The sequence below is a fragment of the Pseudomonas sp. ICMP 3272 genome, from assembly GCF_001466905.1.
Taxonomy (GTDB): Bacteria; Pseudomonadota; Gammaproteobacteria; order Pseudomonadales; family Pseudomonadaceae; genus Aquipseudomonas; species Aquipseudomonas amygdali.
Genome location: NZ_LKEK01000013.1, coordinates 17,557 through 31,989, shown reverse-complemented (window position 1 = coordinate 31,989; position 14,433 = coordinate 17,557). Strand labels below are relative to the sequence as shown.

Below are 14,433 nucleotides of genomic sequence, written 5' to 3'. Positions count from 1 at the left end.
TCGAGGTGTTCCATGCAAGCAACCCCTGAAACGGCCGCACGGCAGCACTGGATGGGCGTACTGGCGCGCGCCCTTGTCGATGAGCCGAGCCGCGAACAATTACAGCGTCACGAAGCGGCGTTGCGTGACACCGATTACCAGATGATCCGCGCCCCGGAAATCGGCATGACCCTGGTGCGTGGCCGCATGGGCGGCACCGGTTCGGCGTTCAACCTTGGCGAGATGAGCGTTACCCGCTGCGTGGTCCGTCTGGCCGATGGCCGCACGGGTTACAGCTATCTGGCCGGACGCGACAAGCGCCATGCCGAACTGGCGGCACTGGCCGATGCCCATTTGCAAGGCGCGCAACAGGCCTGGTGGCTGTCCGAGCTGATCGAGCCACTGGCACGTGCGCAAGCCGAGCGTCGGGCACGCAAGGACGCCGAAGCCGCTGCAACCAAAGTGGAATTCTTTACCCTGGTCCGAGGAGAAGACTGATGAATGCCGTCCTTCTGCAACCTGCCTTCACCGATCCGGTGCTGGATGCCCAGCGCAGTTTTCGCGTAGCGCTCAAGGCCTTGTCCGGTCCGGGTGTGATTCAGACCCTGCCCACCAGGCATCAGCCGCCTGCCTTGCAGGGCCTGGACAGCGCAACTCATGCCTTGTGCCTGGCGCTGCTGGATCTGGACACTCCGCTCTGGCTCGCCCCTGCATTTGATACCCCGGCGATTCGCGCGAACATTGCCTTTCATTGCGGCAGCCCGATTGTCACTGACCGGAGTGCTGCCCGCTTCGCGTTGCTTGATGCGTCGACTGTCGGTGAGCTGCACGGTTTCGATACCGGCAACGACCGTTATCCTGATCAGTCCTGCACCTTGCTGATTCAGCTGCCAGGCCTGCAAGGCGGACCGGCCCTTGCCTGGAGCGGTCCCGGCATCGAGCAGCAAAATTCTGTGGCCTTGCCGCTGGACGAAGCGTTCTGGACCGAGCGTGAGGCACGTAATGTCTTCCCCTGCGGGATGGACGTGTTCTTTGTGTCGGGCAACCAGATGCTCGGCTTGCCACGCAGCACCCGCGTGCAGGAGTGTGCCTGATGTACGTCGCCGTGAAAGGTGGCGAACAGGCCATCGATAACGCCCACCGCCTGCTGGCCAACAAGCGCCGTGGCGATACAAGCATTGCCGAGCTCGATGTCGAGCAGATCCGCCAGCAGTTGCCACTGGCGGTTGCGCGAGTCATGAGCGAGGGTTCGCTGTACGACCCGCAGCTGGCCGCACTGGCGATCAAGCAATCGGCGGGGGATTTGATCGAAGCGATCTTCCTGCTGCGCGCCTACCGCACGACGCTCACGCGTTTTTGCGCCAGCGTGCCCATCGACACCTCGAACATGCAGCTCAACCGGCGTTTGTCCGCCACGTTCAAGGACGTACCCGGCGGGCAACTGCTGGGCTCGACATTTGACTATACCCACCGCTTGCTGGATTTCACCTTGCTGGCCGAAGGCGAGCACCCTGGCCCGGACGTGGCGCCGGATGCAACGCTGCAACCCTGCCCGCGAGTGCTGGGGTTGCTGGCCAAAGAAGGGTTGATCAAACCTGAAGTGGACGATGGTGAGAGCGTTGCGGACATCACCCGCGAACCGCTCGAGTATCCGTCCAGTCGTGCCCAGCGTTTGCAGGCGCTGGCCCGTGGCGATGAGGGTTTCCTGCTGGCGCTGGGTTATTCGACCCAGCGCGGTTACGGTCGCAACCATCCGTTCGCCGGGGAAATCCGCATCGGCGAGGTAGAGGTCTGGATAGAGCCTGAAGAACTGGGTTTTCCGATTGTGATCGGCGACATCGAAGTGACTGAATGCGAGATGGTCAACCAGTTCGTCGGCTCGGCCAGCGAACCTGCGCAGTTCACCCGTGGCTACGGTCTGGCATTCGGCAACGCAGAGCGCAAGGCAATGGGCATGGCGCTGGTGGACCGCTCGTTGCGCGCCGGGGAATTCAACGAAGAAGTCCGCTCGCCGGCCCAGCAGGAGGAATTCGTGCTGGCGCATTGCGACAACGTCGAGGCGGCCGGTTTTGTCTCGCACCTCAAGCTGCCGCATTACGTCGACTTCCAGTCCGAGCTGGAGTTGATCCGCAAGCTGCGCAAGTCCGCACCGCAACCGGAGAGCGACCAATGACTAATGCACCCATGAACACCGCAGAGCAAAGGCCCGCACGGGATGACGCCTACAACTTCGCGTATCTGGACGAGCAGACCAAACGCATGATTCGCCGTGCCTTGCTCAAGGCGGTGGCGATTCCCGGTTATCAGGTACCGTTCGGCGGGCGCGAGATGCCGCTGCCTTATGGCTGGGGCACCGGCGGGATGCAACTGACCGCTGCAATCCTGGGGGCCGATGATGTGCTCAAGGTCATCGACCAGGGCGCTGACGACACCACCAACGCCGTCTCGATCCGGCGCTTTTTTGCCCGTACGGCAGGCATTGCCACCACTGAGCGCGCCCCCGAGGCGACTGTCATCCAGACCCGTCACCGCATTCCGGAAACACCGTTGCACGCCGATCAGATCCTGGTCTATCAGGTGCCGATTCCCGAACCGCTGCGTTTCATCGAGCCCTCGGAAACCGAGACCCGCACCATGCACGCGCTGGACGATTACGGCGTCATGCACGTCAAGCTCTACGAAGACATCGCTACCTTCGGCCACATCGCGACCAGTTACGCCTACCCGGTGATGGTCGATGAGCGCTACGTGATGGACCCGTCGCCGATTCCCAAATTCGACAACCCCAAGCTGCACATGAGCCCTGCGCTGATGCTGTTTGGTGCTGGACGGGAAAAGCGTCTGTACGCCGTGCCGCCGTTTACCCAAGTGGTAAGTCTGGACTTTGAAGATCACCCGTTTGAAGTACAGCGCTGGGAGCAGTGCTGCGCAATCTGCGGCAGCCATGACTCCTTTCTTGACGAGCTGATTCTTGACGACGCCGGGACGCAGAGCTTTGTCTGCTCGGACACCGATTACTGCGCCCAACGCGTCAAGCAGCAGGAGAACGCCCGATGATCAGTGCTCTCTCATTGAACCCGGCGGGCGACCGCCAGCCCGAACCTGCGCAACCGTTGCTCAAGGTGCGCGGCCTGACCCGTTTGTACGGGGTACAGAAGGGCTGTCAGGACGTCAGTTTTGACCTTTACCCCGGCGAAGTGCTGGGCATCGTCGGCGAGTCCGGCTCGGGGAAATCCACGCTGCTGTCGCTGTTGAGCGGACGTTGCCCGCCGGATCGCGGCAACATCGATTATCGAAGCAAGGATGGCAACTGGTTTGATTTGTACAGTTCCAGTGAAGCGCAACGTCGCACCTTGTTACGTACCGAGTGGGGCTTTGTCGAGCAGAACCCGCGTGATGGCCTGCGCATGGGCGTCTCTGCCGGAGCCAATATCGGCGAGCGCCTGATGGCTCAGGGCGTGCGCAATTATCAGCAATTGCGCAGTGCGGCGGTGGACTGGCTGAGCCAGGTCGAGATCGACCCGCTGCGCATTGATGATCTGCCGCGCACGTTTTCCGGCGGCATGCAGCAACGCCTGCAGATCGCCCGCAACCTGGTGTCCAGTCCCAGACTGGTGTTCATGGACGAACCTACCGGCGGGCTGGATGTGTCGGTGCAGGCGCGGTTGCTCGATCTGTTGCGTGGCCTGGTTCGGGAGCTGGACCTGGCCGTGGTCATCGTCACTCACGACCTGGCGGTCGCGCGGTTGCTGGCTGATCGGCTGATGGTCATGCGTCGCTCGGAAGTGGTCGAGAGCGGCCTGACCGATCAGATTCTCGATGACCCGCAGCATCCGTATTCACAACTGCTGGTGTCCTCGGTATTGCAGCCATGAACCAGACAACCCGATCAGACACCGTTCATAGACAAGAGGTGAATCCGATGACGACGTTGATCGAGGTCCGCGATCTGTCGAAAACTTTCACCCTGCACCAGCACAATGGCGTGGTCCTCAATGTGCTGCGCGGGCTCAATTTTTCGGTGCGCGCTGGCGAATGCCTGGTGCTCAGCGGGCATTCCGGCGCGGGCAAAAGCACATTGTTGCGCACTTTGTACGGCAACTACCTGCCTGCCGCTGGCAGCATCCGCGTACAGCACGAAGGCGAGTGGACTGAACTGGTCGGGGCAACGCCGCGCCAGGTGCTTGAGGTGCGGCGCAAAACGCTCGGCTACGTCAGTCAGTTCTTGCGCGTCATTCCGCGTGTATCGAGCCTGGATGTGGTGATGGAGCCAGCACTCGCACGCGGCTGGTCGCGCGAACAGGCTCAGGAGCGCGCGCAACTGCTGCTGAGCCGGCTGAACATTCCCCAGCGCCTGTGGCCTCTGGCGCCCAGCACCTTTTCCGGTGGTGAACAGCAGCGTATCAACATCGCCCGGGCATTCATGGTGCCGTGGCCGGTTTTATTGCTCGACGAACCGACGGCTTCGCTGGACGACGCCAACCGTCAGGTGGTGCTGGAGCTGGTCGATGAGGCCAAACAGGCCGGTGCCGCACTGATCGGTATTTTTCATGACCGCGACGCCCGCGAGGCAGTCGCCAATCGTCAACTCGACATGAGCCCGGTGGACCTCACCGCCAAGGAGTTGCTGCAATGCTGAACGAACAGATCTTCAGTAACGCCCATGTGGTGACTGCCGAGCAGGTGTTCGTCGGCACAGTTGTGGTCCGTGACGGCCTGATTGCCGAGGTTCAGAGCGGGCGTAGCCAACTGAGCCAGGCTCAGGACATGCAGGGTGATTATCTGCTGCCCGGGCTGGTGGAATTGCACACCGACAACCTGGAGAAGCACCTGTCGCCGCGGCCGGGTGTCGATTGGCCGTCGATGTCAGCGGTGATCAGCCATGATGCGCAAATCGTCGCGGCCGGTATTACCACGGTGTTCGATGCGCTGTCGATTGGCGACATCAACCCCAAGGGCAAGCGCATGCAGCAACTGCCCGCGATGCTTCAGGCGATTGCCGACGCCAACGCAGCGGGCCTGACCCGCGCCGAGCACCTGTTGCACCTGCGTTGCGAGGTCAGTCATCCGGATACCCTGAGCGTGTTTCGTGACCTGGTGGACCAGCCGCTGGTGCAACTGGTTTCGGTGATGGACCACGCGCCTGGCCAGCGTCAGTTTGCCCTGGAGTCCAAGTACCGCGAGTACTACATGGGCAAGTACCACATGAATCATGAGGAAATGGATCGCTTCATCGTCGAACAGGTCGCCAACTCCACCGAGTACGCCGACCGCTACCGGCGCGCGATTGTCGAGCTGTGCCTGGCGCGTGGCCTGTCGATTGCGAGCCACGACGACGCAACCATGGCGCATGTCGAGGAATCAGCAGGTTTCGGCATGAACATTGCCGAATTCCCGACCACTCTCGAAGCGGCCCGCGGCTGTCGGCAACTGGGCATGAGCGTGCTGATGGGCGCACCGAACATCGTGCGCGGTGGCTCGCACTCCGGTAACGTGGCGGCAGCATCGCTGGCCCGAAATGGGCTGCTGGACATTCTGTCTAGCGATTACTACCCGGCCAGCCTGTTGCAGGCCGCGTTCATGCTGGCCGAACAGGACAACGACTGCGAGCTGCCGCACGCGATCAATATGGTCAGCCGCACGCCCGCTGTTGCGGCAGGGCTGGCGGATCGTGGCGAGATTCGCATCGGTCTGCGCGCTGATCTGATCCAGGCGCGCAATCATGCAGGCCTGCCGGTGATCGACAAGGTCTGGCGACAAGGCAAGAGGGTGTTTTGATGGTTGGCAGGTTGATCTATCTCATCGGGCCGTCCGGTTCAGGCAAGGACAGCCTGCTGGATGCAGCCCGTGAAACGCTGGCACAACGCAACTGCCGGGTTGTACGGCGGGTGATCACCCGTTCTGCCGAAGCGGTGGGGGAGGCGGCACAGGCGGTGACGGTCGAACAGTTCGAGCAGATGCGCGAGCGTGGCGCGTTTGCCTTGAGCTGGCAGGCGAATGGCTTGCACTACGGCATCCCCATCGAGATCGATCAGTGGCTGCTGGAGGGCCACGACGTGTTGATCAACGGCTCCCGGGCGCATCTGCAGAAGGCGCAAATACGTCACCCGACGCTGCTGGCGGTGCTGCTGACCGTCAACCAGGACGTGCTGCGCCAACGGCTGTTGGCGCGCAACAGGGAAACCCTTGCGGAAATCGAGGAGCGACTAGCGCGCAACTCGCGCTTTGCCGGGGATTTACTGGCGAACAATCCGCAGGTCTTCCCGCTGGATAATTCGGGCGATCTGCAACAGACCGTCGTCACGCTTATCGGCTTGATGGAGCGACGTGACGCATGCGCCTGACCCTGCTGGGCACCGCTGATGCACGACAGGTGCCGGTCTACGGTTGCCAGTGCCCGGCCTGCTCGGCGGCGCGGGCGAATCAGGACCTGCGGCGCTTGCCGTGCAGTGCGCTGATTGAATGCGCCGATCAGCGCTGGTTGATCGACAGCGGCCTGACCGACCTTACCGACCGTTTCCCACCGCGCAGCCTGAGTGGCATCCTGCAGACGCATTACCATGCCGACCATGCCCAGGGGCTGTTGCATCTGCGCTGGGGGCAGGGGTTGGTAATTCCGGTCCACGGCCCGGCGGATCCGGAAGGCCTGGCCGACCTCTACAAGCACCCCGGTATTCTCGATTTCAGCCAGCCGTTTGCAGCCTTCGAAACCAGAGCCTTGGGCGCACTGCAGGTCACGGCGCTGCCGCTGACGCACTCCAAGCCCACGTTCGGCTACATGTTCGAAGGTGACGGGCAACGTTTTGCCTACCTGACCGACACCGTCGGCTTGCCTGACGGCACCCGCGAGTATCTGCAACGTGCACCGCTGAATCTGCTGGTGCTCGACTGCTCGATGCCTCCACAGCTTCAGCCGCCACGTAATCACAATGACCTGACCCTGGCGCTGCAAACCATCGACCAGTTGCGACCGGGCAAGGCGGTATTGACGCACATCGGCCACACGCTGGATGCGTGGTTGATGGGGCAGCCGCAAGGACTGCCAGGGGATGTACTGATCGGTCGGGACGGTATGTCGCTACAGGCGTGCGCATAAACGCAAAAACTGTGCGCTGATCGCCCGCAAACGCCTGTTCCAGACGCTTGGCAGGCTGCGACAATTTGTCATTATGAACCGTTTGGTACATTCTGTTCGGCTGTAAAAATCCGACAGGTTTAAAAAATGACAAACAAGCAAGACACAGGAACTGGCGGCAGGTTGCTGCTGCTCGGGCTGGGAGTACTGATCGCCCTGATCGGGCTCGGTCTGGCAGGTGGCGGCGGCTACCTGGTGACATTGGGCGGCAGCTGGTTCTTCCTGCTGATGGGGCTGGCGATGCTGGTCAGTGGTGCGCTGATCGCCGTGCGCAAACCCAAAGGTGCCGTGTTGTATGGCATCGCCCTGATACTGACCGCCGTCTGGGCTGTCTGGGATGCAGGCCTGCATTATTGGCCGCTGGTGTCCCGCCTATTGACCTTTGCCGTGATCGGCTTGGTGATTGCGCTGATCTACCCGACACTGGTTCGCGCTTCGGGTGCTCAGGCAGGCCGCGGTGCCTATGGTCTGGCCGGTCTGTTGGCCATCGGTGTTGTGGCGACCATCGGCTACATGTTCGTTCCGAGCCATGTGGTCAGCGCCAGCAGCGTGCCGGCTATTGTCCCGGTGGCACCGGGTGCCGAGCAGAAGGACTGGGCACACTGGGGCAATACCCCGGCAGGTAACCGCTTCGCGGCTCTGGATCAGATCAACAAGAGCAACGTCGACCAGCTTCAGGTTGCCTGGACCTTCCACACCGGCGACATTCCGCAGAGCACAGGTGCCGGTGCAGAAGACCAGAACACCCCGCTGCAGGTCGGCGACACGGTGTACACCTGCACCGCCTACGGCAAAGTGTTCGCACTGGATGCTGACACCGGCACCCAGCGCTGGAAGTTCGACCCGCAGGGCAGTGCGCCCAACTGGCAGCGCTGCCGCGGCCTGGGTTACTTTGCCGCGCCCGCAGCCGACGCACCAGCCCAGCCAGCCGCCGCATGCGCCACACGCGTGTTTCTGCCGACTGGCGACGCTCGCCTGATCGCACTCGACGCCAGGACCGGCGAGACCTGCAAGGACTTTGGTAATCAAGGCGTAGTCGATCTGAAAACCGACATGGGCGAAGTCAAGGAAGGCTACTACCAGCAGACCTCGACGCCGCTGGTGGCCGGTAATGTAGTGGTGGTGGGCGGTCGTGTTGCCGACAACTTCTCCACCGGCGAACCTCCAGGCGTGGTGCGTGCTTTCGACGTACACAGCGGCGAGCTGGTCTGGGCCTGGGATCCGGGTAACCCGAATACCAACAAGCGTCCGCCAGCGGGCGAAACCTACACGCGTGGTACGCCGAACGTCTGGTCGGCAATGTCCTACGATGACAAGCTCGGCCTGATCTACCTGCCGACCGGTAACGCCACACCCGATTTCTTCGGCGGGACGCGTACCGAGCAGGACGACAAATGGTCTTCGTCAGTCGTTGCGGTGGATGTCAAAACCGGTCAGGTGCGCTGGAACTTCCAGATGACCCACCACGATCTGTGGGACTTCGACATTCCGGCCCAGCCGTTGCTGTATGACATCCCGGACGGCAAGGGCGGTACGCAGCCAGCATTGGCGCAAGTCACCAAGCAGGGCGAGATTTTCCTGCTCAACCGCGAAACCGGCGTGCCGATCTCGCGTGTCGAAGAACGCCCTGTGCCGCAGGGCAATGTGCCGGGCGAGCGCTATTCGCCAACCCAGCCGTTCTCGGTAGACATGCCGTCGATTGGCAACCAGACCCTCAAAGAGTCCGACATGTGGGGTGCCACAGCGTTTGACCAACTGATGTGCCGCATCGCTTTTAAAGGCATGCGTCACGAGGGTGTTTACACGCCGCCAGGCCTGGACCCTGCGTTGCAGTTCCCCGGCTCGCTGGGTGGCATGAACTGGGGCAGCGTCTCGGTCGACCCGACCAACAATTATATGTTCGTCAATGACATGCGCCTGGGCCTGGCCAACTACATGATCCCGCGCGACAAGATCGCCGCCGGTGCCAGCGGTATCGAAATGGGCGTCGTGCCGCAGACCGGTACACCGTTCGGTGCCATGCGCCAGCGCTTCCTGTCTGCCGTCGGCATTCCGTGCCAGGCACCGCCGTTCGGCACCATGTCGGCGATTGACCTGAAAACCAAAAAACTGATGTGGCAGGTTCCGGTAGGTACCGTGAAAGACACAGGCCCGATGGGCATCCGCATGGGCCTGCCGATTCCGATCGGCATGCCGACGCTGGGCGCTTCGTTGTCCACCCAGTCGGGCCTGCTGTTCTTCGCCGGTACTCAGGACTTCTACCTGCGCGCCTTCGACAGCGGCAACGGCAACGAAATCTGGAAGGCCCGTCTGCCCGTAGGCAGCCAGTCCGGCCCGATGACCTACGTGTCGCCCAAGACCGGCAAGCAGTACATCCTGCTCACCGCCGGCGGCGCCCGCCAATCGCCAGATCGTGGCGATTACGTGATTGCCTACGCGTTGCCCAAGTAACGTGCTTCAACGTTGAGGGGCAGATTTTGCCCCTCGATTTGTTATGTCACACGCTCAATGTCTCGCGGACAGATGGATGCTATTGTTGGCTTTTGAAGTAAATGGCCATTTTGGATAGCCAATCCGAATAATGAGTGTGTTCACTGCTGGGCTCGAAATAGCACCCCAATGTGGTTGTCATTATTTCGCTGTAGTCTGTTTCCGTCATGGGCTGGCTTAACAGATGCTCAATTTCTTTTACGCTATCTCGCAAACAGCTCAAGGGTTCACATTTTACGATCTCTTCAAACACATGATTGCTGTCCGAGAACTCTTCCGTCCAGTCCTGATGAAAATAGCAGCCTAGTAATCGGCTCAAGTTGGCGTATTGTTCTTTTTTCATCATGATGTCCGGCTTTTTATTGTTGGGAGCTGGCTTCAATCTTTGATTATTGTTGATGTCTGGTGCGAATCTATCTAATAGGGGGCGGAGCGGCCTTGTTGGTAGAGTGTTGTTAGGCCGCAGTTTGGCTATATGTCTAGGCGTTGGCTATTATTCTTTTGGCAAGATACTCATAAAAATTTTCTGCATAGTGGATCGCTGTTCCTGAAGGTATTCGCAAGAAGATTTGACATTCATTATCTTTGTAGGTGTCATAGTTGAAGAAGAAAACTTCGCCCAGGTCCGTTTTGCTGATGACTACTTTTTCTGGAGTTGTCGACTTGTTTTTGAGTCCGTTAATATGTTGGAAGACAATATCTCCACCATTTATGTCATCGAAGTCCATGCCGTAGATGCTGTAAATTTCCTCGGTGCCTACTTCTCCTCCCGCATAATTTCGTAAAAACCATTTGTAGGAGTCAGGCAATGGGTGACCTAAACGCTGTTCTGCCTTAATAATCCACTCGTCGGCCACCGCGTCGGCAGGTGTTCCGAATGCTGCTACATCCTCATTTGTCTTCATAAGGTTTCCAAGATCAAATGCTGTCAAATTAGTCATTTCATTACTCGTGAGTATTCGCGCAGTTAAATCTAGTTCCACCTCCTGTATCTGCTCCTGAAAATTCAAATAGTTCAGTATTTGCTAGAGGCTTTCCACGCTCATCTGTTGACTTTGGTTACGTTTGAGTAATCGCCGAACTCGGGGATTTTTTCGTAATTGTCTTTAGGCTCGAAATGCGATTTGGCTTCCTCAAGCTTATGTGGGTTTAGCTGCTCCCGACGAATCAAAAGCTCGCCGCTTTCTTTGAAGATGTAGCTGGTTCCAACTGAGATTTTCCCAGCGTCATCAAATTCACGATGGGTTGCCATCGTGAGGAAAAGCGTTTCTGAATCCAGGCATTGAAACTGATAGGTAAGGTATTCGCGCTGATGGTCATCCAGAAATCCAACGCCCACCATGTTCTTGTCTAAAATCATTTCTACGAAACAAGCTGGTTTAGAGTCTGAGCCTATCAACGCTGTATAAGGCTTTTTAGCCAAATGCAAAGCGTTGGAGGTAGCCTCGTCAATAGGGTCGATTGCACGATGCTTGAGGCGGAACCAGGACTTGCAATAAAAAATAGAAGGACTCATCAATACACCTTTCCGTTGATATCTCTTATTAAAACTCCTGCTTTGTCTGCAGAGTCTAAAATAGTTTGGGGTATTATACCTGTTTGAGGTGGAACTTCCAGTATCAAAGCGCCCTGTAATTTTTGTCCTGCCAAAGAGCCACTGGATGGAACATTCGCTATAGTAGAGCCGCTCGGGTACTTTGATATTGCTTCATTTATATAGCTTTTGGCGGTGGATTCAGATATTTTTGAAAATTGAGTTAATTTACGTGATATGATTTCTCCAGTTGTTGGGTTGTATGAATCTAGTCGGTAATAGCCATTGCCGTCAGGCCTCTGTATGTAGACCTCATTGTAGGGGTAATTTTTTGATTGAACTCTATTAAACTCGTTACCTGCATCGAGTCGCTGCAGCCACTCTGGTTTTGATGAGGTATTTGCCACGTCGTTGGATTCTTTTTTTGCATCTGGCCGATTAGATGGCGAGGGTGTAGTTGGCGGCTCTTGGGTGTCCATTACTCCCCGGAACGGTGAAGGCTCACTCCTCTGCAACTCAGGATGAGCCAGCAATCTCTGCTCATTTCGAGCCAACCAACCCGCAATTTGCTTATTGGTCATGTCTGCTTGAAGCTTCGCGCTTCTTGCGGCGATGCCGTCCAGACTGCCTACGATCCCAGCCTTGACCTGACCTCGTGTGATGTAGGTAACGATGGCAGTCAGTAGGAGCATGACTAATTGCTCCTGACCTCTGGCAAGTTGCCGCGCGGCGGCATCTATACGCTCATCAATCAGCCACGCGGAGGCTCCTGTGGGATCAAGCCCTGGCGGTTTGACACCTTCCTCTGCATTCCAGGCAGTCACAATACCTTCATAGAGAGTTGCAAGACAGGCAGGGAGCCCTTGATAAAAGTACTCGGCAATGGCTGAAAGCCCCATGCCCAGCAGAATTAGGTTGCCGACCTGTAAGCCTATGCCGCTGCCTGCTATGGCCCCTGGTACAGCGCCCGCCCCGAATGCTAGCGATCCAGCCGCACCACCAACAAGAGTTCCTACGGCTACGCTGCCGCCCATGATCATGGCGACCTCTTTTACCAGTTGCAGCAAGACGGGAAGGATTTCCGTAATGTCTATGGAAGCCCACTTGCGCATCAGATTCAGCTGGATGATTGGGTAAGACTTGGACATCGCCAGCTTCACCGACTCAATGCGGTTTCCGCCGATACTGCCAAAGGCCAGTGTGGCCTCGTTACTGACTCGTCGAGTGAAACCGTTCCAACCATCCAAAGCGCTTTCCCAGCCTTGATCGAAAGACTGATTCAGATGGTTGAATTTGTTATCGAGGGTTCGCTCGATGTCTTCCCATTTGGGGACGTTGGCTAAAAGATCCATTTATTCATCTCTGTCCTTGAAAAGAGTAAATTCCGATTCTCGATCCTTGAGTCATCGGACTACAGCCTGCGCTAGAGGTAACCTTTGCCTGATCGTCTGGCATGCCAATTCGATCTCAGATACTGCCATTTTTCTCATTTGTGCGACGATCGCAATGATGTCAATGAGGTAGCAGTTGGGTGTTCACGACTGTGATAGCTAGGTGACGCATTGAATTCCCGGCGCTTTTCCTCACCGCTGTGGTTTGAAAGTTTTTTTGGTTGATCGCTAAAAAGTGAAGTGCGGCACGTTTTTTGAACGCCTGGTATTGGTCTTGCTCCTTCACACATCCCCAACTACATCGCACCAATCTCCGGCTTGCCCGTTCTCGACCCGCCGTAAACCGGTGGATGCGTGACGATATGCGTCAGGTCGACCGCCGAGGCCAGCAGTTTCTGCAGGTCGGGACGCGGACGTGACAGGCGTGGATCATTCAGTGTTGCCTGCTCGAGCGCCGCTGCGCAGGCGAGCAGTTTTGCGTCGCCGCGGAACCCGCCGATCATCTGTAGCCCGAACGGCATGCCGTTGTGGTCGGTGCCGCAGGGCAGGGACAGGGCCGGGTTGGTGGTCAGGGTGATGGTGTAGCACAGCGCCAGCCAGCGATAGTAATTGTCCAGTGGCACGCCGTTGACTTCGCGCAGGTACAGTTCGCTCCAGGGGAAGGGCGAGACTGGTGTGGTTGGCGCGAGGATCAGGTCGTAGTGTTCGAATTGCTTCTGGAAACCGCGGAAGAGCCAGCTCTGCTCGCCATGTGCCTTTACGCAGTCCTGCAGCGACATGGCGGCACCCATCTCAAAGTTGGCGCGGGTGTTGGGTCCCAGCGCATCGGGGTCGCGGTCATGGGCGTCCTGCAACCCGGCAACGAAGGCTTCGGCACGCAGCACATCGAAGGTGCGATGGGCGCTGCCCAGGTTCAGGTCGATGGCTTCGCAGGATTTGAAGAGCGGCTTCAGTGCGTTGATTTTTTCCCGGAAGACGGCACGGATTGTGTCATCGACTGCGCACGCGCCGAAGTCTTCGCTATAGCCGACCCGCAGTTGGCTGAGGTCGACGGTGCGCGTTGCAAACGCGTCATCGGCAATGGCATAACTCAACGGATCGGACTGCCCCAGCCCGGCGCTGGCGCGCAGTTGCAACAGCGTGTCGGCGACATTGCGACCCATCGGGCCAACAACGGAAATCGGCGTCCAGCCGAGTTTTTTGCGTTCGCTCGGTACCAAGCCGGGTGAAGGTCGCAGGCCGACGATGCCGCACAGTGCTGCGGGAATGCGCAACGAACCACCGGTATCTGAACCGCTGCACAGCGGCACCATGTCTACAGCCAATGCGGCGGCTGAACCGCCCGAGGAACCGCCTGCGTTGAGTTCCGGATTGAACGGGTTGCCGGTCGCGCCCCAGACGACGTTGCGGGTGTTGGCTCCGGCACCGAGCTCCGGGACATTGGTCTTGCCGACGACGATTGCCCCGGCAGCACGCAGGCGCGCGACGAACAGGTTGTCCTGCGCTGGAATGTTGTCGCGGAACAGTTGTGAGCCGTAAGTGGTGAGTACTCCGGCGGTTTCTTCCAGGTCCTTGATGCCGATTGGCAGACCATGCAGCAGCCCCAGCGGTTTGCCTTGCAGGACTGCATGTTCGGCCAGCAGTGCTTCGTCGCGGGCGCGCTTGAAACAGGTGGCGGCGAACGCATTGATTTTCGGATTGAGGGTTTCAATGCGCTCGATGCAGGCGTCGAGCAATTCCACTGGCGAGATCTGTTTGTTGCCGATCAACGCACGTAGTTCGGTGGCGGATTTGCCGAGCAGCTCGGACGGGTTTTGCATGGATGTTCTCCCGAATGTAATCGTTCACCGCGTGGGAATGCATTTCGTGACGCTCTGCGTCACACATCTCGTCGCGCCTCTTTT

The 14,433-nt window shown here is 58.7% G+C and carries 15 protein-coding genes; 10 read left to right on the top strand and 5 right to left on the bottom strand.

Going from position 1 to position 14,433, the window contains the following annotated elements:
• The first annotated feature begins 12 nt into the window (after positions 1-12).
• The 10 genes from phnG (at position 13) to AO068_RS02445 (ending at position 9,565) form a co-directional block, all read left to right on the top strand.
• Complete coding sequence (phnG, locus tag AO068_RS02490; protein WP_004658080.1) at positions 13-477, top strand: phosphonate C-P lyase system protein PhnG; 465 nt, start codon at positions 13-15, stop codon at positions 475-477.
• The gene (gene phnH / locus AO068_RS02485; RefSeq protein ID WP_058400266.1) at positions 477-1,073 is read left to right on the top strand and encodes a phosphonate C-P lyase system protein PhnH; all 597 of its coding nucleotides are present in this window, start codon (positions 477-479) and stop codon (positions 1,071-1,073) included. Before phnG ends, phnH begins: the two co-directional genes overlap by 1 nt.
• Entirely contained in the window at positions 1,073-2,152 is a 1,080-nt protein-coding gene (locus tag AO068_RS02480; RefSeq protein ID WP_058407563.1) for a carbon-phosphorus lyase complex subunit PhnI, read from the top strand. Before phnH ends, AO068_RS02480 begins: the two co-directional genes overlap by 1 nt.
• Before the next feature lie 11 nt (positions 2,153-2,163).
• A complete protein-coding gene (locus tag AO068_RS02475; protein ID WP_404944476.1) occupies positions 2,164-3,036 on the top strand; it encodes an alpha-D-ribose 1-methylphosphonate 5-phosphate C-P-lyase PhnJ in 873 nt (290 codons plus the stop codon).
• Positions 3,033-3,854 carry a phosphonate C-P lyase system protein PhnK gene (gene phnK, locus AO068_RS02470; RefSeq protein ID WP_054076594.1) on the top strand — a complete coding sequence of 274 codons (822 nt, stop codon included), beginning with the start codon at positions 3,033-3,035 and terminating at the stop codon, positions 3,852-3,854. Before AO068_RS02475 ends, phnK begins: the two co-directional genes overlap by 4 nt.
• Positions 3,855-3,901: 47 nt before the next feature.
• A complete protein-coding gene (gene phnL, locus AO068_RS02465) occupies positions 3,902-4,618 on the top strand; it encodes a phosphonate C-P lyase system protein PhnL (protein WP_058407561.1) in 717 nt (238 codons plus the stop codon).
• A complete protein-coding gene (locus tag AO068_RS02460) occupies positions 4,612-5,757 on the top strand; it encodes an alpha-D-ribose 1-methylphosphonate 5-triphosphate diphosphatase (protein WP_058407560.1) in 1,146 nt (381 codons plus the stop codon). Before phnL ends, AO068_RS02460 begins: the two co-directional genes overlap by 7 nt.
• Positions 5,757-6,323: a phosphonate metabolism protein/1,5-bisphosphokinase (PRPP-forming) PhnN gene (gene phnN, locus AO068_RS02455; protein ID WP_058407559.1), complete on the top strand. Its 567-nt coding sequence runs from the start codon at positions 5,757-5,759 to the stop codon at positions 6,321-6,323. Before AO068_RS02460 ends, phnN begins: the two co-directional genes overlap by 1 nt.
• The gene (phnP, locus tag AO068_RS02450) at positions 6,314-7,075 is read left to right on the top strand and encodes a phosphonate metabolism protein PhnP (RefSeq protein ID WP_058407558.1); all 762 of its coding nucleotides are present in this window, start codon (positions 6,314-6,316) and stop codon (positions 7,073-7,075) included. Before phnN ends, phnP begins: the two co-directional genes overlap by 10 nt.
• 126 nt (positions 7,076-7,201) lie before the next feature.
• A complete protein-coding gene (locus tag AO068_RS02445; RefSeq protein ID WP_058407557.1) occupies positions 7,202-9,565 on the top strand; it encodes a glucose/quinate/shikimate family membrane-bound PQQ-dependent dehydrogenase in 2,364 nt (787 codons plus the stop codon).
• A 79-nt stretch (positions 9,566-9,644) separates the two neighbouring features.
• Here the strand turns inward: AO068_RS02445 and AO068_RS02440 are convergent, their stop codons facing one another.
• The 5 genes from AO068_RS02440 to AO068_RS02420 form a co-directional block, all read right to left on the bottom strand.
• Entirely contained in the window at positions 9,645-9,947 is a 303-nt protein-coding gene (locus tag AO068_RS02440) for a contact-dependent growth inhibition system immunity protein (protein ID WP_058407622.1), read from the bottom strand.
• Between the two features lie 136 nt (positions 9,948-10,083).
• Positions 10,084-10,545 (bottom strand): SMI1/KNR4 family protein, encoded by a 462-nt coding sequence (locus AO068_RS02435; protein ID WP_058407556.1) that lies wholly within the window; start codon positions 10,543-10,545, stop codon positions 10,084-10,086.
• A 101-nt stretch (positions 10,546-10,646) separates the two neighbouring features.
• On the bottom strand, positions 10,647-11,120 hold the full coding sequence (locus AO068_RS02430) for a hypothetical protein (protein WP_058407555.1): 474 nt from the start codon (positions 11,118-11,120) through the stop codon (positions 10,647-10,649).
• Complete coding sequence (locus AO068_RS02425; RefSeq protein WP_058407554.1) at positions 11,120-12,490, bottom strand: DUF6861 domain-containing protein; 1,371 nt, start codon at positions 12,488-12,490, stop codon at positions 11,120-11,122. The genes AO068_RS02430 and AO068_RS02425 overlap by 1 nt, the downstream gene beginning before the upstream one ends.
• 335 nt (positions 12,491-12,825) lie before the next feature.
• Positions 12,826-14,349, bottom strand: a complete 1,524-nt coding sequence (locus AO068_RS02420) for an amidase (protein WP_058407553.1) — start codon at positions 14,347-14,349, stop codon at positions 12,826-12,828.
• Positions 14,350-14,433 lie beyond the last annotated feature (84 nt).